The sequence below is a fragment of the Pseudomonas sp. PL-6 genome (genome assembly GCF_054110165.1).
The window spans coordinates 4,214,504-4,232,568 of the sequence record NZ_CM134189.1 but is presented as its reverse complement, the minus strand read 5'-3'; the positions used below and the strand labels follow the sequence as shown (position 1 = coordinate 4,232,568).

18 protein-coding genes (1 of these 18 cut by a window edge) are annotated in these 18,065 nt (G+C 66.4%); 11 read left to right on the top strand and 7 right to left on the bottom strand.

What is annotated here, in order from left to right; genetic code table 11:
- The first annotated feature begins 369 nt into the window (after positions 1–369).
- Genes ACW9UL_RS18325 through ACW9UL_RS18315 form a run of 3 tightly spaced genes read left to right on the top strand, consistent with a single transcriptional unit; the run spans position 370 to position 3,078 of the window.
- Positions 370–1,410 carry a FecCD family ABC transporter permease gene (locus tag ACW9UL_RS18325; protein ID WP_457787881.1) on the top strand — a complete coding sequence of 347 codons (1,041 nt, stop codon included), beginning with the start codon at positions 370–372 and terminating at the stop codon, positions 1,408–1,410.
- Positions 1,410–2,177 carry a heme ABC transporter ATP-binding protein gene (locus ACW9UL_RS18320; protein ID WP_122110180.1) on the top strand — a complete coding sequence of 256 codons (768 nt, stop codon included), beginning with the start codon at positions 1,410–1,412 and terminating at the stop codon, positions 2,175–2,177. The genes ACW9UL_RS18325 and ACW9UL_RS18320 overlap by 1 nt, the downstream gene beginning before the upstream one ends.
- Positions 2,178–2,193: 16 nt before the next feature.
- A complete protein-coding gene (locus ACW9UL_RS18315; RefSeq protein WP_122110181.1) occupies positions 2,194–3,078 on the top strand; it encodes a ChaN family lipoprotein in 885 nt (294 codons plus the stop codon).
- Positions 3,079–3,434: 356 nt separating this feature from the next.
- Here the strand turns inward: ACW9UL_RS18315 and ACW9UL_RS18310 are convergent, their stop codons facing one another.
- The 5 genes from ACW9UL_RS18310 to ACW9UL_RS18290 form a co-directional block, all read right to left on the bottom strand.
- On the bottom strand, positions 3,435–4,232 hold the full coding sequence (locus tag ACW9UL_RS18310; protein ID WP_021445780.1) for a cyclic nucleotide-binding domain-containing protein: 798 nt from the start codon (positions 4,230–4,232) through the stop codon (positions 3,435–3,437).
- A gap of 105 nt (positions 4,233–4,337) precedes the next feature.
- Positions 4,338–4,610: a TfoX/Sxy family protein gene (locus tag ACW9UL_RS18305; protein WP_021445779.1), complete on the bottom strand. Its 273-nt coding sequence runs from the start codon at positions 4,608–4,610 to the stop codon at positions 4,338–4,340.
- 31 nt (positions 4,611–4,641) lie between these two features.
- A complete protein-coding gene (locus ACW9UL_RS18300) occupies positions 4,642–5,391 on the bottom strand; it encodes a class I SAM-dependent methyltransferase (protein ID WP_457787880.1) in 750 nt (249 codons plus the stop codon).
- A gap of 1 nt (position 5,392) precedes the next feature.
- Positions 5,393–5,737, bottom strand: coding sequence for a pentapeptide repeat-containing protein (locus tag ACW9UL_RS18295; RefSeq protein WP_122110183.1), 345 nt, complete (start codon positions 5,735–5,737; stop codon positions 5,393–5,395).
- 88 nt (positions 5,738–5,825) lie between these two features.
- On the bottom strand, positions 5,826–7,388 hold the full coding sequence (locus ACW9UL_RS18290; protein ID WP_457787879.1) for a bifunctional aminoglycoside phosphotransferase/ATP-binding protein: 1,563 nt from the start codon (positions 7,386–7,388) through the stop codon (positions 5,826–5,828).
- 115 nt (positions 7,389–7,503) lie between these two features.
- On the opposite strand from ACW9UL_RS18290, the gene mrcB reads away from it, so the two are divergent.
- From mrcB to ACW9UL_RS18275, 3 genes are all read left to right on the top strand, one after another.
- Positions 7,504–9,822, top strand: coding sequence for a penicillin-binding protein 1B (mrcB, locus tag ACW9UL_RS18285; RefSeq protein WP_021445775.1), 2,319 nt, complete (start codon positions 7,504–7,506; stop codon positions 9,820–9,822).
- 63 nt (positions 9,823–9,885) lie between these two features.
- Positions 9,886–10,569, top strand: coding sequence for a tetratricopeptide repeat protein (locus tag ACW9UL_RS18280; RefSeq protein WP_457790993.1), 684 nt, complete (start codon positions 9,886–9,888; stop codon positions 10,567–10,569).
- Positions 10,569–10,898 (top strand): YqcC family protein, encoded by a 330-nt coding sequence (locus ACW9UL_RS18275; RefSeq protein ID WP_457787878.1) that lies wholly within the window; start codon positions 10,569–10,571, stop codon positions 10,896–10,898. Before ACW9UL_RS18280 ends, ACW9UL_RS18275 begins: the two co-directional genes overlap by 1 nt.
- 19 nt (positions 10,899–10,917) lie before the next feature.
- On the opposite strand, the gene ACW9UL_RS18270 is transcribed toward ACW9UL_RS18275, so the two are convergent.
- Positions 10,918–11,352 carry a DUF4124 domain-containing protein gene (locus ACW9UL_RS18270; RefSeq protein ID WP_457787877.1) on the bottom strand — a complete coding sequence of 145 codons (435 nt, stop codon included), beginning with the start codon at positions 11,350–11,352 and terminating at the stop codon, positions 10,918–10,920.
- A gap of 401 nt (positions 11,353–11,753) precedes the next feature.
- On the opposite strand from ACW9UL_RS18270, the gene ACW9UL_RS18265 reads away from it, so the two are divergent.
- Positions 11,754–13,478, top strand: a complete 1,725-nt coding sequence (locus ACW9UL_RS18265; protein WP_031303789.1) for an acetolactate synthase 3 large subunit — start codon at positions 11,754–11,756, stop codon at positions 13,476–13,478.
- A gap of 1 nt (position 13,479) precedes the next feature.
- Positions 13,480–13,971, top strand: a complete 492-nt coding sequence (gene ilvN, locus ACW9UL_RS18260) for an acetolactate synthase small subunit (protein WP_021445770.1) — start codon at positions 13,480–13,482, stop codon at positions 13,969–13,971.
- Positions 13,972–14,023: 52 nt separating this feature from the next.
- Here the strand turns inward: ilvN and ilvY are convergent, their stop codons facing one another.
- Positions 14,024–14,905, bottom strand: coding sequence for an HTH-type transcriptional activator IlvY (ilvY, locus tag ACW9UL_RS18255; RefSeq protein ID WP_021445769.1), 882 nt, complete (start codon positions 14,903–14,905; stop codon positions 14,024–14,026).
- 125 nt (positions 14,906–15,030) lie between these two features.
- Here ilvY and ilvC point away from each other — a divergent pair, with 125 nt between their 5' ends.
- The 3 genes from ilvC to msrP all read left to right on the top strand — a co-directional run.
- Positions 15,031–16,047 carry a ketol-acid reductoisomerase gene (ilvC, locus tag ACW9UL_RS18250; RefSeq protein ID WP_021445768.1) on the top strand — a complete coding sequence of 339 codons (1,017 nt, stop codon included), beginning with the start codon at positions 15,031–15,033 and terminating at the stop codon, positions 16,045–16,047.
- Between the two features lie 144 nt (positions 16,048–16,191).
- Positions 16,192–17,010 (top strand): CDP-diacylglycerol--serine O-phosphatidyltransferase, encoded by an 819-nt coding sequence (pssA, locus tag ACW9UL_RS18245; RefSeq protein ID WP_021445767.1) that lies wholly within the window; start codon positions 16,192–16,194, stop codon positions 17,008–17,010.
- Between the two features lie 62 nt (positions 17,011–17,072).
- Positions 17,073–18,065 carry the 5' portion of a protein-methionine-sulfoxide reductase catalytic subunit MsrP gene (gene msrP, locus ACW9UL_RS18240; RefSeq protein ID WP_457787876.1) on the top strand. Its footprint extends 15 nt past the window's final position, so only the first 993 of its 1,008 coding nucleotides appear in the window; it begins with the start codon at positions 17,073–17,075; the stop codon falls past the right edge of the window.

The window sequence follows — 18,065 nt, the reverse complement described above, 5'->3', positions numbered from 1 at the left end:
AGACGATGCTTTCCGCCCAGTCGAGCGCGCCGCTGGCGTCCTGGGCCTGGAAGCGATGGTCGAACGACAGGCGCTGGCGCTCGTTGCTTTCGCGGGCGTCGTGTGAGCGGGGCAGGTGGCCGTGCCCTGGTTGATGCGGCTGTCGATGTCCTCTTCGCGCTCGAAGCGCTCGGCGGTCAGGCCCAGGCGGTGGCCGCCCTGCAGCTGCTGCAGCGGCTAGCAGGCGCTGTCCAGCGAGGCGCTGCTGGCGCTAGACCCGACCCTGCAGGTCGGCGGCCTCGGCTCGCGCGTGCCGGATGGGCTGGCGATGCTGGCCGCGGGCTTTTATCCTGCCAGCCAACCTCAGATCGCCGAAGCCCAGCGCCAGCCATGACTCCCACCCTTCAAGCACGCCCATTGTTCATCGCCCTGGGCCTGTTGCTCGCGCTCGCACTCTGGCTGTCGCTGGCCCTGGGGCCGGTCAGCCTGGCGCTGGGCGATACCCTGCGGGCGGCCTTGCGCCTGCTCGGTCTGCCCCTGGCCGGCGACGCGGCGGTCGAGCAGGCCGAGCTGATCCTGGCGCAGATCCGCATGCCGCGTACCCTGCTCGGGCTGGCGGTGGGCATGGTCCTGGCCTTGTGCGGGGTGGCCATGCAGGGCCTGTTCCGCAACCCGCTGGCCGATCCCGGCCTGGTCGGCGTGTCCAGCGGCGCGGCGCTGGGGGCGGCGCTCGCGATAGTCGGCGGCGCCGCGTTCGGCGGCCTGCCGGAGGCCTTCGCCCCCTATCTGCTATCCGCTTGCGCCTTCGTCGGCGGCCTGCTGGTCACCGCCCTGGTCTACCGCTTGGGGCGGCGCGACGGGCAGACCAGCGTCGCCACCATGCTGCTGGCCGGCATCGCCCTCACCGCCTTGGCGGGGGCGGCCATCGGCCTGTTCACCTACCTCGCCGACGACGCCACCCTGCGCACCCTGACTTTCTGGAACCTGGGCAGCCTCAACGGCGCCAGCTACGCCCGGCTCTGGCCGCTGCTGCTGGCCACCGCGGCGGTGGCGTTGTGGTTGCCGCGTCGCGCGCGTGCCTTGAATGCGCTGCTGCTGGGCGAATCCGAGGCGCGCCACCTGGGTTTCGAGGTGGAGCGGCTCAAGCGCGAACTGGTGTTCTGCACCGCGCTGGGCGTCGGCGCCGCGGTGGCGGCGGCCGGCCTGATCGGCTTTATCGGCCTGGTGGTGCCGCACCTGATGCGCCTGCTGGTCGGCCCCGACCATCGTCTGCTGCTGCCGGCCTCGGCGCTGGCCGGCGCCAGCCTGCTGCTGTTGGCCGACCTCGCCGCGCGCCTGGTGCTGGCGCCGGCCGAGCTGCCGATCGGCATCGTCACTGCGCTGATCGGCGCGCCGTTCTTCCTTTATCTGCTGGTGCGGGGGCGGAGCTGATGCTGCGGGCCGAACAACTGGAAGTCCGCCGCGGCCAGTGCGCCGTGCTCAGCGGCATCGACCTGCAGCTGCAGGCGGGCGAGGTGCTCGGCGTGCTCGGGCCCAACGGCGCTGGCAAGAGCACCCTGCTCGCCGCCCTGGCCGGCGAGCTGCCGCCCAGCGCCGGGCGGGTGAGCCTGGATCGGCGTCCGCTCGGCGACTGGCCGGGGGCGGAGCGCGCCAGGCGGCTGGCGGTGCTGCCGCAGAGCTCGAGCCTGAATTTCGCCTTTCGCGTCGAGGAGGTCGTCGCCATGGGCCGCCTGCCCCATGCCAGCGGCCGCGCGCGCGATGCGCAGATCGTCCAGGAAGCGCTGCGTGCGGCGGATGTCGCGCACCTGAGCGGACGCAGCTACCTGGCGCTGTCCGGCGGCGAGCGCCAGCGCGTGCACCTGGCGCGGGTGCTGGCGCAGCTGTGGCCGGGCGGGGCAGGGCAGATACTGCTGCTCGACGAGCCGACCGCGATGCTCGACCCGCTGCACCAGCACACCTGCCTGCAGGCCACCCGGCGTCTGGCCGAGGCTGGCGCCGCGGTGCTGGTGATCCTCCACGACCTCAACCTGGCCGCCCGTTATTGCGACCGCCTGCTGTTGCTGGAGCGGGGCAGGGCGCATGCCTTCGGCACGCCGGCCGAGGTGCTGCGTGCCGAGCCGCTGCAGGCGGTGTTCGGTCTGGAGGTGCTGGTGCAGACTCATCCCGAGCGCGGTCATCCGTTGATCGTGGCGCGCTGACGATTCAGGGGCATCCATGCGCATCCTTCTGCTCTGCTGTCTGGTTCTGGTCGCAGCCTGTCAGTCCCGCGAGGTGCTGCCGCCGCCTGCGCCCATCGCGCCGCTGGGGCGCGAGCACGCCGACCTCGGCCGCATCCTCGAGCTGGCCAGCGGTCGCTCGATCAGCCCGCAGCAGCTGGTCGAGCAGCTAGCAGGGGCCGAGCGGGTGCTGGTCGGCGAGCAGCATGACAATCCCGATCACCATGCCCTGCAGCTGTGGCTGTCACGCGAGCTGGCAAAACGGCGCCCGCAGGGCAGCGTGCTGCTGGAAATGCTCACGCCCGATCAGCAGGACAAGGTCGCCGCCGCCCAGGCCGCCGCCCGCGCCGGTCGACTGCCCGGCGACCCCTTTGGCGCGCTGAGCTGGCAGCCGGGCTGGGACTGGTCGTTGTACGGGCCGCTGGTGTTGCACCAGCTGCGCCAGCCCTATCCGTTGCTGGCGGCCAATCTGCAGCGCGCCGAGATTCTGCAGATCTACCGGCAGCGGCCGGCCCTGCAGGGCGAGCGCTCCGCGGCGGCGCAGGTGCAGGCCAGGCTGCTGGAGGATATCCGCGAGTCGCATTGCCAGCTGCTGCCGGACAGTCAGCTGCCGGCCATGCTCGCCGTGCAGCAGCAGCGCGACCGACGCATGGCCGAGGCGCTGCTGGCGGCGCCGCGGCCGAGCCTGCTGCTGGCCGGCGCCTTCCATGTGCGCAAGGATCTGGGCGTGCCGCTGCACCTGGCCGACCTCGGCGCCGGCGCGGGGCAGGCGGTGCTGATCCTCGCCGAGGTCGGCAAGCCAGTTAGCGCCGCGCAGGCCGACTACGCCTGGTTCACCGCGGCGCAGCCGCAGCAGGATCACTGCGCCAAACTGCGACCCTAGGACCTGTCGCCGAGTCACCTGGCCAGCACGCACTCGCCGCAGGCAGTACGCCGACGGCCAATGGCGGACTGTTCGCCGGCGTTCCCGAGCCCGCCCTACAGGCTTTCGCGCAGGCAAAAAAAGACCCGGCAAGAGCCGGGTCAATAACCGTGATTAGCCTGATGAGGAGATAGTCTGAAGAGTCCGACTGAATGGTCTCTTTAGCTTATCGGCTGATCTCGCGACCAGTTGATGTAATAATAACAATTCTCATTTAATAGTCAACGGCTTTTTGAGAATTTTTCTCAGCGCCTTTTCCTGTGCCCAGATAGGCAAAACCCCGGCGCCTGGCCGGGGTTGGTATGCCGCGCGCGGACTCAGGACGCAGCCGGCTGGCGCAACTGGGTGACTTCCTTGTTGAGCAGGTCGATGCGCCGCGCCATGCTCTCGATCAGGCTGTGGGCGATGCGCGGGTTGCTCTGCATCAGGCTGAGGAATTGCTCCTTGGGAATCACCATCACCGTGCAGGGCTCGCTGGCCACCACCGTGGCGCTGCGCTTCTCGCGGGTGAACACGGCCATGGCGCCGAAGATCTCGTCCTTCTGCACGTCGCCGACCTTCTGCCCGTCGACGTAGGCCTCGGCGTGGCCCTCGATGATGATGAACACGTGATCGGCTTCGTCGCCCTGATGGATCAGCTCCTCGCCGGCGGCGAAGTGCTGGAAACCGGTGGCCGGGCGAATCTCCGGCTGCTTCAGGCGCGCCAGGGCGTCGGAGAGCAGGGCGGTATGGCCGATCAGGTAGTGGATGAACTGTTCCTGGCGCTGCTCGCTGGCGTAGATATGCTGGAACACTTCGCTGCGCGAGTAGGGAATCAGGCTGATCGGCTCCTCGCTGCTGTAGCGGCAGCTGGGCAGGTCGATGCCCTGGCGCAGGCCGACCAGGTCGCCTTCCTGCAGGTAGAACAGCGGCCGTTCGTCGACTACCGCGTGGAGCAGGCCATTCTCGATGATGAACAACTGGTTGCCCGGCAGCACCTGGGCCAGGTCCTCGACCCGTTCCAGACGCAGCGGCGCACCGACGGCCTGTAGCCCTTCCAGCAGCTGCGTGGGGATGCTCTGCAGGCGGTTGATCAGCTGATCGGCGTAGGCCGGTTGCTCCCCGAGTAAATACATAACCGTAATTCCTTGAACTGGCTGGGCTGGCTGACCACACGAAGGTCCCTGAAACAATAGGCTGCGGCGCCTTGCGCGTAAATCCTCTCGCGCTGGGGTTGTGAGCTAGCTCTTGTTGTAGCTCTGGGCTTCGTCGAGGCGGCCGTTGAGTTCGGCCTTGTGCGCCGGCGGCAGCTCGTTCCAGTGCACGTCGAGCAGGGCGCCCTCGATGGCGTAGAGCAGCACCTTGGAGGCGCGAAAACCGCGGGCGCGCACCGCACGATAGGCGCCGACCGCGCCGTAGCGACGCAGGTCGTTGGCGCTGTGGATGCCGACGGCGTGCAGCCATTGCGCCGAGGTCTTGCCCAGGTTTTTCAGATGTTGCAGCTCGTCGTTCATCGGGCCTCCATGCGTGGCGTGAGGAAGAGGTTCACGTAGGCGTGCCTGCCAAGAAGTGTAGCGGCCAATTGACAGTGCGCCGCTCGCCTTCGTCGCCCCAGGCGGCGCGCAGCGCCGGCGTCAGTTCGGCCACCGGGTCGCGGCCGTGACGCTGTTCCCAGCGTTGCACCGCCGACCAGGTGCGCAGGTAGCCGAGCAGTTGTGCCAGGTCCCAGTGCGCCGAGAGGGCGAAGGGCGGCACTGGCAGGGGCTGCAGCGGCGCCTGGATATCGCGGTAGCCGGCATCGACGCTGCCGCGGCCCGTCGGCCAGCAGCCGGCCAGGGTGCTGGCGTAGAAGTGCTCGATCAGCGGATCGAGCCGCGCATCGATGCTCATCAGGCTGTAACACCAGGCGCAGAGCAGCCCGCCAGGGCGCAGCAGACGGGCGACTTCGGCGAAGAACGCGGCGTCGGCGAACCAGTGCAGGGCCTGGGCGACGACGATCAAGTCGACGCTGGCGTCGGCCAGCGGCTGCCTGCGCGCATCGGCTGCCAGCAGGTGCAGGCCGGCGGCCGGGGGCGTTTGCGCCAGCTGGGCGGCGCTGGCGTCGCAGGCCAGCACCCGTTCGAAGTGGCGCAGCAGGGGAAGGCTGGCCTGGCCGTTGCCGCAGGCGATATCCAGCGCCAGGCGCCGGCCCGGGCTGTGTGCGGCCAGCCAGTCGAACAGGGCGTCCGGGTAGGCCGGGCGGAAGCTGGCGTAGGCGTCGGCGCGCGCGCCGAACAGTTGGGCGACGTCGCTCATGTCACTTGCTGCGATAGCGCAGACGGGTGCCGAAATTCACCGACATGAGAATTTCGTCCGCGCTCAGTTCGACCGGAAAGTAGGCGCCGGAAATCTGCGCGTGGGCCAGGCTGGCGCCCTCCAGCTGGGCGTGGCGCAAATCCAGGCCGCGCAGGTCGGCGCCGCGGAAGTAGGCGTCGGTGAAGATCACCCCGGCGGCGTCCAGGCTGCGCAGGTCGAGCCCGCGAAAGTCGCCGCCGGACAGGTCGACCGCGACGTCCGTGGGTTTCTGGGCGTTGAAGGCGGCGATGTCGTCATTGCGCAGCAGGCGATAGAGCGGGTGGTCGAGCTGGCGTGGCTGGCTCATGGGGGCTACCGGTGGCGAGTTCACCGGCAGTATAGAAGCCGCGCCGCGCTTTGCCCGGCGCGGCGTGCCAACTTGTGGTGGGCGGGACTCAGAGCCCCGGCAGACGCTGGCGAATACGTTCCACCAGGCTGTCCAGGCTGGCGCTGTCGTGGGTGTCGACGCGCTTGCTGTGGGCCAGCTCGTCGTCGTCGAGCGCCTCGCGCGTGGCCTGCTGCGCCTGGATCACCTCGAGGGTGGCGTCGGAGGGGTCGCGGCCCTCGCTCTGGCGCTGCGCCAGCCAACCGGCGATCACCGCCTCGGGCGCCTGGCAGTCGAGGATCAGGAAGGGCGCGCCGGTCTGCTCGGCGACTTCGCTGGCGGCCCGGCGCTGCTCGGCCTTGAGGTAGGTGGCGTCGATCACCACCGGGAAGCCGGCCTGCAGCGTCTGGCGCGCCAGCTGGTGCAGGCGCGCGTAGGTGGCGGCGCTGGCGTCGGCGCTGTAGATGCCGTCCGCCAGTTGGCCCTGGTGGGTGGCGTCCTGCTCGCCGAACAGGCGCTTGCGCTCGACGTCGGAGCGCAGGCGGATGGTGCCCAGGGCCTCGACCAGGCGCAGCGCCACGTGACTCTTGCCGACGGCCGAGACGCCGTGGGTGATGGCCAGAAAGGGCGAGGGAATGGCGCTGTAGCTTTCCGCCAGGGCGGCGTAGGCGCGGTATTGGCGCAGGATCACCGCGCGCTGCACCGGGTCCTGCTCCTGGCCGAGGCGGAACAGCGCGACCTTGCCGCGCACCATGGCGCGGTAGGCCTTGTAGAAATTCAGCAACTGCAGCGCGGCATAGTCGCCGGTGCGCTCCAGCCAGGCGCTGACGAAGCGCCGCGACAGGCACTTGAGGCCGCGGTCTTCCAGGTCCATGGCGAGGAAGGCAGCGTCCGCGGTGACGTCGATCAGGCGGAACGGCTCGTTGAACTCGATGCAGTCGAACAGCACCACGCGGCCGTCGATCTGCGCGACGTTGCCCAGGTGGATGTCGCCGTGACACTCGCGAATGAAACCCTGCGCCTTACGCTCGGTCAGAAGCGGCTGCAGCCGCGCGTAGCTGGACTGCGCCCAGGCTTCGAGGGCATCGAGCTGCTGCAGATCGGCCTTGTCGGCGAGCAGCGGACGGATCTGCTCGAAGTTCTGCTGCACCGGTGCCATCACCGCCTCGGCCGTGCCCAGCGGGTGGTCCTGCGGCACCCGCGGCGCGCTCAGGTGGAAGGCGGCGATCTGCTCGGCGAGCGCGTCGATATGCGCATCACCCAGCTCGCCGCGCGCCTGCACGGCGCTGAGCAGCTGCTCCTGGGGAAACTGGCGCATCTTCAGCGCGTATTCGATGGCCGGCGTGTCGCCGCCCAGCACCGGCGCCTCGGCGCTGCCGCCGATGGCCAGTACCTCCAGGTACAGGTCGTCGGTCAGGCGTTGGTTCAGGCGCAGTTCCTCCTCGCAGAAGTGCTTGCGCGCGGCGAGATCGGTGAAATCGAGGAAACCGAAGTTGACCGGTTTTTTGATCTTGTAGGCATAAGGACCAGTGAGCAAAACCCAGGAAATGTGGGTCTCAATCAGTTGAAACCCCTCCACAGGATGCGGATACAGGGCCGGGTTCTGCAATGCGGCAATCAGGGCTTGGCTCACGTTCGATCCTTGTTATAGACGCTGTTCGAGGTCGGCATTATGGCCGCTGTGAGCTGCTCTGCAAACCGTCCGGGCGGCGCTGCTGGCCCCTATGTAAAGTGCGTATAATCCCGCCATGACTCGAAAACGCTCCCCCCGCTCAAGCAAGAAATCCCGTTCCACCGGTCTGCGTCCCTGGCTCGCCTGGGGGCTCAAGCTCGGTCTGGTCGGCCTGGTGATCCTCGCCGGTTTCGCCGTTTACCTCGATGCCGTGGTGCAGGAGAAATTCTCCGGCAAGCGTTGGACGGTGCCGGCCAAGGTCTACGCGCGGCCGCTGGAGCTGTTCGTCGGCCAGAAGCTGGGCAAGGACGACTTCCTGCGCGAGCTCGACGCCCTGGGTTACCGCCGCGAGAGCTTGGCCAACGGCCCGGGTGCGGTGTCGGTGGCCGGCAACAGCATCGAGCTGCACAGCCGCGGCTTCCAGTTCTACGAGGGCGTCGAACCCTCGCAACGGGTGCGCGTGCGCTTCTCCGGCGACTACGTGGCGGGCCTGACCCAGGCCGATGGCAGCAACCTGGCGGTGGCGCGGCTGGAGCCGCTGCTGATCGGCGGGCTGTACCCGGCGCATCAGGAAGACCGCATCCTGATCAAGCTGGACCAGGTGCCGGCCTACCTGATCGATGCGCTGGTGGCGGTCGAGGACCGCGACTATTTCGATCACTTCGGCGTCTCGCCCAAGGGCATCGCCCGCGCCATGTGGATCAACGCCACCTCGGGGCGCCTGGTGCAGGGCGGCAGTACCCTGACCCAGCAGTTGGTGAAGAACTTCTACCTGACCAACGAACGCACCCTGGTGCGCAAGGCCACCGAAGCGATGATGGCGGTGCTGCTGGAGTTGCACTACGACAAGCGCGAGATCCTCGAAGCCTACATGAACGAGGTGTTCCTCGGTCAGGACGGCCAGCGCGCGGTGCACGGCTTCGGCCTGGCCAGTCAGTACTTCTTCAGCCAGCCGGTCGCCGAGCTGAAGCTGGAGCAGGTCGCGCTGCTGGTCGGCATGGTCAAGGGACCGACCTTCTACAACCCGCGGCGCAACCCCGAACGCGCGCTGGAACGACGCAACCTGGTGCTCGACCTGCTCGCCGAGCAAGGGTCGATCACCGTCGAGGAAGCCGCCGCCGCCAAGCAGAAACCCCTGGGCGTGACCGCGCGCGGCAGCATGGCCGACAGCACCTTCCCGGCCTTCCTCGACCTGGTCAAGCGCCAGCTGCGCGAGGACTACCGCGAGCAGGATCTGACCGAAGAGGGTCTGCGCATCTTCACCAGTTTCGACCCCATCCTCCAGCTCAAGGCCGAGGAGGCGCTGGCCGAGACCCTCAAGCGCCTGGCCGGGCGCAAGGGGGTGGACGAGGTGCAGGCCGGCATGGTGGTGACCAACCCGGAAACCGGCGAGGTACAGGCCCTGATCGGTAGCCGCCAGCCGCGCTTCGCCGGCTTCAACCGCGCCCTCGATGCGCTGCGGCCGATCGGCTCGCTGATCAAGCCGGCGATCTATCTGTCGGCGCTGGAGCGACCCAGCCAGTACACCCTGACCAGCTGGCTGCGGGACGAGCCGTTCTCCATCAAGGGCCAGGACGGCCAGGTGTGGAAGCCGCAGAACTATGACCGCAAGGCCCACGGCACCATCTACCTGTACCAGGGGCTGGCGCAGTCCTACAACCTGTCCACGGCCAAGCTCGGCCTGGAAATCGGCGTGCCCAATGTGCTCAAGACCCTCGAACGACTGGGCGTCGAGCGCCAGTGGCCGGCCTATCCGTCGATGCTGCTGGGCGCCGGCGCGCTGACCCCGATGGAAGTGGCGAACATGTACCAGACCCTGGCCAACGGCGGCTTCAACACGCCGTTGCGCGGCATTCGCAGCGTGCTCACCGCCGACGGCGAGCCGCTCGGCCGCTACCCCTTCCAGATCCAGCAGCGTTTCGATCCGGGCGCCATCTACCTGGTGCAGAACGCCATGCAGCGCACCATGAGCGAAGGCACCGGGCGTTCGGTGTACAGCCAGCTGCCCCGCTCGCTGACCCTGGCCGGCAAGACCGGCACCAGTAACGATTCGCGCGACAGCTGGTTCGCCGGCTTCAGCCAGGACCTGCTGGCGGTGGTCTGGCTGGGGCGTGACGACAACGGCCCGACTCCGCTGACCGGCGCCACCGGCGCCCTGCAGGTGTGGGCCGGCTTCATGCGCAAGGCCGACCCGCTGCCTCTGGACATGCCGATGCCGGACAACGTCACCCAGGCCTGGGTCGACGGCTACAGCGGCCAGGGTTCGGCTTCGGGCTGCCCGAATGCGGTGCAGATGCCTTATATTCGCGGCAGCGAGCCGGCCCCCGGGCCTGCCTGCGGCATCCAGGCGCCGGTCGAGTCGGTGATGGACTGGGTGCGCGGCTGGCTGAACTGAGGGTCGGACAGATCCGGCGTTTTCTGAAGAGGATTGCATGTGAACAACAAGTGGCTTGCCGCGATGCTGGCAACGACGGTGCTGGGCGGTTGCAGTACGGTGCCGCAGGGCTCGATTCCGGTGGTTGACGCCGGCGCTCCGCTGTCGTCCGGCAGCGTCGGCGGCGCATCCCCCGCGGGTAGCCCGGCGGCCGCGCCGCAGCGTATCGAAGAGGATTCCGGGGTGGTGGTGATGATCCCGCAGGGCGTGGCCTCGGCCCCGCTGCAGACCAATCCGCAGCCCATTACCTCCAGCGGTGGCCTGACCTTCGACCCGCCGCCGCTCAGCCAGCCGGCGGTGCCGGCCCAGGGTGGTTTCAGTGCGCCAGCACCGAGCATGCCCAGCGGCATTCCCAGCGGCGGAGGCCTGGCCGCCGACGAACAGCTCGACGGCCCGGTGCTGGCGCTGTTGACCACGGCCCAGCAGCAACAGGGCAGCGGCGACCTCAACGGTGCGTCTTCCAGCCTGGAGCGCGCCCAGCGCATCGCCCCGCGCGAGCCGCAGGTGCTCTATCGCCTGGCCGAGGTGCGTCTGGCCCAGGGCGATGCGGCGCAGGCCGAGCAGTTCGCCCGTCGCGGCCTGACCTACGCCAGCGGTCGTCCGGCATTGCAGGCCAGCCTGTGGAACCTGATCGCCCAGGCGCGCGAGCGTCAGGGCGACCCGGCCGGCGCCGCGCAGGCGCGCGAGCGGGCGCGGGTCAGTCTCTGATGGAGGCTCGTGTCGCGTTGTTGGCCGAGCAGTTGCTGCTGATCGAGCGTGAGTTGCGTCTGCTCGGCTGGTGGGAGGAGCAGGCGCCCGGCGCCGAAGCCCTGGCCAGCCAAGAGCCGTTCTGCGTCGACAGCCTGACCTTCGAGCAGTGGCTGCAGTGGATCTTCCTGCCGCGCATGAAACAGTTGCTCGAGGCGGACGCCGCGCTGCCGTCGGTGTCGGGGATTCAGGCCATGGCCGAGATGGTCTATCGCGAACAGCCGGGCGTTGCGCGCCGGCTGCTGGAGCTGTTGGGCGAGTTCGATCGCCTGCTGACAACTGCGCCCTGACGGGCGCGCGCCGGAAGGGTCAGTTGCAGTTTTCCGCGATGGACTCCTTCAGTTCGGCGATGCGCTCCTGGCGCTCGTTCTCGTCGATGCGGCGCACCTCGCCTTCTTCCTCGATGCGCAGACGCGGATTGTTCTCCAGTTGCGCCAGGTTGGTGCGGGCGCTTGCGCAGTATTGCTTGCGCTCGGCTTCCTGCTTGGCCACGTCCTCCTTGACCTTCTTGTCGATAGCCGCCTGCTCCGGGTCGAGCAGCTCCTCGACGCTGGGCGCGGGCTCCGCTGGCGCCTGGCGTGGCGGCGGGGCGGATGTGTTGATCGCGGTGGCTGATTGGCCTTGCGGCGGCTGCGCGCTGAAATGGGTCACGCCCTGGGCATCCACCCACTTGTAGACCTGGCTGGCCATGGCGGTTGCGCTCAGGGCAAGCATCAAACTGCCAGTAAGAATCATGTGGCGCATGCGGTTTCCTTTCTCAAGAGCTGCGGTGCTGCCGGTTACTATAACCAAAAGCCGGCAATCTTCATCCTGCGCTGCGTCACAGCGGCGGATCGAGTAATCGGTTACACATCGCTTGACTTGCCCCGGCCGAACCCGAACAATCCAGCCTTCCCCGCAGTGGAGTCCGCCGCAAGCGTCCTCCAGCTCGGGGCAAAGAGGCGCTACCCGCGCCGAACCGTGACACCCGCAACGCGTTACCTCGCGCTGGGAGGGGTCGGCCCCGCAAGACCATGGGCTGCTCCGTTACTCGTCAAGCTGATGTTCCGAATCCACGATCACCGTCGTGCATGTCCGCTGACAGTAAGACCTACTTAGGGCTACCCGTTGGCGGGTGGCATACTGGCGTTCAAGAGGTGAACAACGTGGAGCTTTTATCCGGCGCTGAAATGGTCGTCCGCTTCCTGCGTGACGAAGGCGTTAAGCACATCTACGGGTACCCTGGTGGTGCTCTCCTGCATATCTACGATGCCCTGTTCAAAGAACCGGAAGTGACCCACATCCTGGTTCGTCACGAACAGGCAGCGACCCATATGGCCGACGGCTATGCCCGCGCCACCGGCAAGGCCGGCGTGGTGCTGGTGACCTCCGGCCCCGGTGCGACCAATGCCATCACCGGCATCGCCACCGCCTACATGGACTCCATCCCGATGGTGGTGATCTCCGGCCAGGTGCCGAGCGCCATGGTCGGCACCGATGCCTTCCAGGAAACCGACATGATCGGTATCTCCCGGCCCATCGTGAAACACAGCTTCATGATCAAGCACCCTTCGGAAATTCCCGAAGTGATGAAGAAGGCCTTCTATCTTGCCGAATCCGGCCGTCCCGGCCCGGTGGTGGTGGACATTCCCAAGGACATGACCAACCCGGCCGAGAAGTTCGAGTACGTCTATCCGAAGAAGGTCAAGCTGCGCTCTTACAGCCCAGCCGTGCGCGGTCATTCCGGGCAGATTCGCAAGGCCGCCGAGATGCTCCTGGCCGCCAAGCGTCCGGTGATGTACTCCGGTGGCGGGGTGATCATGGGCGGCGCCGCGGCGCCGTTGACCGAGCTGGCGCAGATGCTCAACCTGCCGGTGACCAACACCCTGATGGGCCTGGGCGGCTATCCGGGCACCGACCGCCAGTTCCTCGGCATGCTCGGCATGCACGGCAGCTACACCGCCAACCTGGCGATGCACCATGCCGACGTGATTCTCGCCGTCGGCGCGCGCTTCGACGACCGGGTGATCAACGGTCCGGCCAAGTTCTGCCCGAACGCCAAGATCATCCACATCGACATCGATCCGGCCTCGATCTCCAAGACCATCAAGGCCGACATCCCGATCGTCGGTCCGGTGGACAGCGTATTGACCGAGATGGTCGCCATCCTCAAGGAAATCGGCGAAACCCCGAACAAGGACACCGTCGCCAGCTGGTGGAAGCAGATCGACGAGTGGCGCGGCAGCGGTCGCCTGTTCCCCTACAATGAGGGCGACGGCTCGATCATCAAGCCGCAGACCGTGATCGAAACCCTGTGCGAAGTGACCCGCGGCGATGCCTTCGTCACCTCCGACGTCGGCCAGCACCAGATGTTCGCGGCGCAGTACTACCGCTTCAACAAGCCCAATCGCTGGATCAACTCCGGCGGCCTGGGCACCATGGGCTTCGGCTTCCCGGCCGCCATGGGCGTCAAGCTGAACTTCCCGGAGGCCGATGTGGCCTGCGTCACCGGCGAGGGCAGCATCCAGATGAACATTCAGGAGCTGTCGACCTGCCTGCAGTACGACCTGCCGGTGAAGATCGTCAACCTCAACAACGGTGCGTTGGGCATGGTCCGCCAGTGGCAGGACATGCAGTACAACAGCCGCTACTCGCACTCCTACATGGAGTCGCTGCCGGACTTCGTCAAGCTGGCCGAGGCCTATGGTCACGTGGGCATGCGCATCACCCAGCTCAAGGACCTCAAGCCCAAGCTGGAAGAAGCCTTCGCCCTGAAGAACCGCCTGGTGTTCCTCGACATCGCGGTGGACGACAGCGAGCACGTCTATCCGATGCAGATCAGAGACGGTGCCATGCGCGACATGTGGCTGAGCAAGACGGAGCGGACCTAAGATGCGACACATCATCTCCCTGCTGATGGAAAACGAGCCGGGCGCACTGTCCCGCGTGGTCGGTCTGTTCTCCCAGCGCAACTACAACATCGAAAGCCTGACCGTGGCGCCGACCGAGGACCCGACCCTGTCGCGTCTGACGCTGACCACCATCGGTCATGACGAGGTGATCGAGCAGATCACCAAGAACCTCAACAAGCTGGTCGAGGTGGTCAAGCTGGTCAACCTGTCGGAGAGCGCCCATATCGAGCGCGAGCTGATGCTGGTCAAGATCAAGGCCACCGGCGCCCAGCGCGCCGAGGTCAAGCGCACCACCGACATCTTCCGCGGCCAGATCGTCGACGTGACCAGCAGCGTCTACACCGTGCAGCTGGCCGGCACCAGCGACAAGCTCGACAGCTTCATCCAGGCCATCGGCACCGCGTCGATCCTGGAGACTGTGCGCAGTGGCGTCACCGGTATCGCCCGCGGCGACAAGGTACTGAGTATCTGACTGCCGCGTTGAGAAAAGCCCCGCCTGGTGCGGGGCTTTTTATTGCCTGGATTTATTGCTGGCGGTTCCAGAAGGCCGCGATCAGCGGGTCCTTGAGGCGTTTTTCCAGGGCGAACAGGCCAATGTCGTAGGCGGTCAACGGCGGCTGGATATCGTAGATGCGGATGCGCGCGGTCAGGGGGCTGTTGTCGAGCACGATCTGCGGCACCACGCCGATACCGAAGCCCAGGCTGACCATGCTGACGATGGCTTCGTTGCCGCTCACCTGGGCATAGATCCGCGGTTTGATGTTGTGGCTTTTCAGCCAGCGGTCGGTGCGGGTGCGGGCCAGGCCCTCCTCCGAGAGAATCATCGGCACGTCCTTCCAGCTCTCCGCGGTAGGCTGCCTAAGCTGTTCCTCGTTCAATAGCTGGGGCGACTGCGGGCCGATAAAGCGCAGCGCCGAGCGAGTGATCGGCTGGAACTCGATGCCGGCCGGCAGGTGGTCGGGGCGGGCGCCGATGGCGAGATCCTCCAGCCCCTGCTGCACGCGTTCGACGGCGGTTGCCGGGTCACCGGTGTGCAGCTTCATTTCGATGCGCGGGTAGTCCTGGCGGAAGCTGCTGAGGATGTCGTAGAGGAAGCTGTAGCTGGCCGTGACCGAGCAGTACAGGGACAGTTCGCCGTGCAGGATCAGCTGATCCTGCTTGAACCTCTGGCGAATGGCCTGCCAGCCGTTGATGACCTCGCTGGCATACTCGCGAAACTGTTGCCCCTCGCGGGTCAGGCGGACCGAGCGGTTGTCGCGCAGGAACAGCGTTGCGCCGAGTTCGTCTTCGAGTTGCTTGATGCTGCGACTGAGTGCGGAAGGGCTGACGTGCTGCTCGCGGCTGGTTTTGCCGAAGTGCAGGTTGTCGGCCAGGGACAGAAAGAGCCTGAGTGCGTGACTATCCATAATTGTTTCATATATCGGCATGTTGTATTGCAAATATATCATTTTACGCAATGGGGCGGATCACTTAAGGTGCCTCTGTCGCGGTGCTTGCACCCCCATTCCTTTCGATTCAAAGAGCCAAGACCATGAAAGTTTATTACGACAAAGATTGCGACCTCTCGATCATCCAGGGCAAGAAAGTCGCCGTTATCGGCTACGGTTCCCAGGGCCACGCCCAGGCGTGCAACCTGAAGGACTCCGGTGTCGACGTCACCATCGGTCTGCGCAAAGGCTCCGCTACCGTTGCCAAGGCCGAAGCCCATGGCCTGAAGGTCACCGACGTGGCCACCGCCGTTGCCAATGCCGACCTGGTGATGATCCTCACCCCGGACGAGTTCCAGGGCCGCCTGTACAAGGAAGAGATCGAGCCGAACATCAAGAAGGGCGCCACCCTGGCCTTCTCCCACGGTTTCTCGATCCACTACAACCAGGTCGTACCGCGTGCCGACCTCGACGTGATCATGATCGCGCCGAAGGCCCCGGGCCACACCGTGCGCTCCGAGTTCGTCAAGGGCGGCGGTATTCCTGACCTGATCGCCATCTACCAGGACGCCTCCGGCAACGCCAAGAACGTCGCCCTGTCCTACGCCTGCGGCGTCGGCGGCGGCCGCACCGGCATCATCGAAACCACTTTCAAGGACGAGACCGAAACCGATCTGTTCGGCGAGCAGGCCGTGCTCTGTGGCGGTTGCGTCGAGCTGGTCAAGGCCGGTTTCGATACCCTGGTCGAAGCCGGTTACGCGCCGGAAATGGCCTACTTCGAGTGCCTGCACGAGCTGAAGCTGATCGTCGACCTGATGTTCGAAGGCGGCATCGCCAACATGAACTACTCGATCTCCAACAACGCCGAGTACGGCGAGTACGTCACCGGTCCGGAAGTGATCAACGAGCAGTCGCGCGAAGCCATGCGCAACGCGCTCAAGCGCATCCAGAACGGCGAGTACGCCAAGATGTTCATCAGCGAAGGCGCTACCAACTACCCGTCGATGACCGCCTACCGCCGCAACAATGCCGCGCACGGCATCGAAGTGGTCGGCGAGAAGCTGCGCGCGATGATGCCGTGGATCTCCGCCAACAAGATCGTCGACAAGACCAAGAACTAAGGTCTGCGATGTGCGAAAGAACGCGGCTCGATGCCGCGTTTTTTCATTCTGCGGCAAGGCTTCTGGTATAAAGCCTGGGCGTTGAGCGGTGCCCGTGAGGGCGCGCGGTGCGCCATTATTCAAATCAGTTGCAAGGTGTTGTTCATGAGTGAAGGTCACGAAGAGCCGAAGCGGGGCGCCGACGAAGTCGAAAGCCTGCTGCCGATCGATGAGCATGTGGAGGAGGGTCAGGATGCCGAGGGGCGCAAGGTGCGTCATCGCGGCATCTACTTGCTGCCCAACCTGTTCACCACGGCCAACCTGTTCGCCGGTTTCTACGCCATCATCAATGCGATGAACGGCAACTTCTACGTCGCCGCGGCGGCGGTGTTCGTCGCCATGGTGCTCGACAGCCTGGATGGTCGCGTCGCTCGCCTGACCAACACGCAGAGTGCCTTCGGCGCCGAGTACGATTCGCTGTCCGACATGGTCGCCTTCGGCGTCGCCCCGGCCCTGCTGGCCTTCGAGTGGGCGCTGGGCAGCATGGGCAAGGTCGGCTGGATGGTCGCCTTCATCTATGTCGCCGGCGCGGCGCTGCGCCTGGCGCGCTTCAACACGCAGATCGGCAGCGTCGACAAGCGCTACTTCATCGGCCTGGCCAGCCCGGCCGCAGCCGGCGTGGTGGCCGGTACGGTGTGGGCCTTCAGCGACTTCGGCATCAAGGGCTCGAACATGGCCTTCGCCGTGGCGGTGCTGGTGGCGGCGGCCGGCATGCTGATGGTCAGCAACATCAAGTACTACAGTTTCAAGGATCTCGATCTGAAGGGGCGCGTTCCCTTCGTCGCCATCCTCGCGGTGGTGCTGGTGTTCGCCGTGGTGTTCAGCGACCCGCCGCGTATCCTGCTGATCATCTTCCTCGCCTATGCGGCCTCCGGCCCCATTCAATATTTGTTGCAACTGCGCCGCCGCAAGACTGTGGACTGATGTAATAAAACCTCGGCTCCGCGGTCTATTGGCCCGTCACCTGCCTTTGCCGCGGAGCCATCATGCTGATTCGAATTCCTCCCGCTTCTGCCGCTTCCGAGTCCGAGGTCACCCCAGAAGCCGTTTACCTCTCCCGGCGCCGGTTCATGGGCGGCAGTCTCGGCCTGGCCTCGCTCGCCGCCTTGCCCGCGCTATCCTTCGCCGACGGCGGTCGTTACGCCGATGTGGAGGCGGTCGACGAGCCGGGCTGGTTCAAGGCCAAGCTCGACAGCGTGCGCTGGCAGGCGGTTACCGCCGGCGACGAAGCCATCACGCCGTACAAGGATGCTTCGCGCTACAACAACTTCTACGAGTTCGGCCCCAATAAGGGCGACCCGGTGCGGCATGCCGCGCAGTTCAAGGTCGAGCCCTGGACGGTGCTGATCGATGGCGAGGTCGGCAAGCCCGGGCGCTACGACATGGCGGCGCTGGCCGAACCGCAGCAGTTGGAGGAGCGCATCTATCGGCTGCGCTGCGTCGAGGCTTGGTCGATGGTCATTCCCTGGCTGGGTTTTCCCCTGGCGGATCTGCTCAGCCAGGCCGAACCCACCAGCCAGGCCAAGTACGTGCGTTTCGAGACCCTGGTCGACGCCGAGCGCATGGTCGGCCAACGCTCCGGATTTTCCCTGATCGATTGGCCCTACGTCGAAGGCCTGCGTCTGGACGAGGCCATGCATCCGCTGGCCTTCATGGCGGTGGGCATGTATGGGCGCACGCTGCCGGCGCAGAACGGCGCGCCGTTGCGCCTGGTGGTGCCCTGGAAATACGGTTTCAAGAGCATCAAGTCCATCGTGCGCATCAGCCTGGTGCGGGACGAGCCGGTCAATACCTGGCAGGCGCTGGCACCCAATGAGTATGGCTTCTACGCCAACGTCAACCCGCAGGTGGACCATCCGCGATGGTCGCAGGCGCAGGAGCGGCGTCTGCCGAGCAGCCTGTTCAGCCCCAATGTGATGAAGACCCGGCTGTTCAACGGCTACGACGAAGTCGCCGGACTCTATAGCGACCTCGATCTT

Excerpts from the sequence above, each read along its gene's own strand:
- ACW9UL_RS18325 (WP_457787881.1), top strand. The coding sequence starts at position 370 with ATGACTCCCACCCTTCAAGCACGCCCATTGTTCATCGCCCTGGGCCTG.
- ACW9UL_RS18295 (WP_122110183.1), bottom strand. The coding sequence starts at position 5,737 with ATGAGCCAGCCACGCCAGCTCGACCACCCGCTCTATCGCCTGCTGCGC.
- ilvN (WP_021445770.1), top strand. The coding sequence starts at position 13,480 with ATGCGACACATCATCTCCCTGCTGATGGAAAACGAGCCGGGCGCACTG.
- mrcB (WP_021445775.1), top strand. The coding sequence starts at position 7,504 with ATGACTCGAAAACGCTCCCCCCGCTCAAGCAAGAAATCCCGTTCCACC.
- ACW9UL_RS18305 (WP_021445779.1), bottom strand. The coding sequence starts at position 4,610 with ATGAACGACGAGCTGCAACATCTGAAAAACCTGGGCAAGACCTCGGCG.
- ilvC (WP_021445768.1), top strand. The coding sequence starts at position 15,031 with ATGAAAGTTTATTACGACAAAGATTGCGACCTCTCGATCATCCAGGGC.
- ACW9UL_RS18300 (WP_457787880.1), bottom strand. The coding sequence starts at position 5,391 with ATGAGCGACGTCGCCCAACTGTTCGGCGCGCGCGCCGACGCCTACGCC.
- ilvY (WP_021445769.1), bottom strand. The coding sequence starts at position 14,905 with ATGGATAGTCACGCACTCAGGCTCTTTCTGTCCCTGGCCGACAACCTG.
- ACW9UL_RS18320 (WP_122110180.1), top strand. The coding sequence starts at position 1,410 with ATGCTGCGGGCCGAACAACTGGAAGTCCGCCGCGGCCAGTGCGCCGTG.
- ACW9UL_RS18315 (WP_122110181.1), top strand. The coding sequence starts at position 2,194 with ATGCGCATCCTTCTGCTCTGCTGTCTGGTTCTGGTCGCAGCCTGTCAG.
- ACW9UL_RS18310 (WP_021445780.1), bottom strand. The coding sequence starts at position 4,232 with ATGTATTTACTCGGGGAGCAACCGGCCTACGCCGATCAGCTGATCAAC.
- pssA (WP_021445767.1), top strand. The coding sequence starts at position 16,192 with ATGAGTGAAGGTCACGAAGAGCCGAAGCGGGGCGCCGACGAAGTCGAA.
- ACW9UL_RS18280 (WP_457790993.1), top strand. The coding sequence starts at position 9,886 with ATGCTGGCAACGACGGTGCTGGGCGGTTGCAGTACGGTGCCGCAGGGC.
- ACW9UL_RS18270 (WP_457787877.1), bottom strand. The coding sequence starts at position 11,352 with ATGCGCCACATGATTCTTACTGGCAGTTTGATGCTTGCCCTGAGCGCA.
- ACW9UL_RS18275 (WP_457787878.1), top strand. The coding sequence starts at position 10,569 with ATGGAGGCTCGTGTCGCGTTGTTGGCCGAGCAGTTGCTGCTGATCGAG.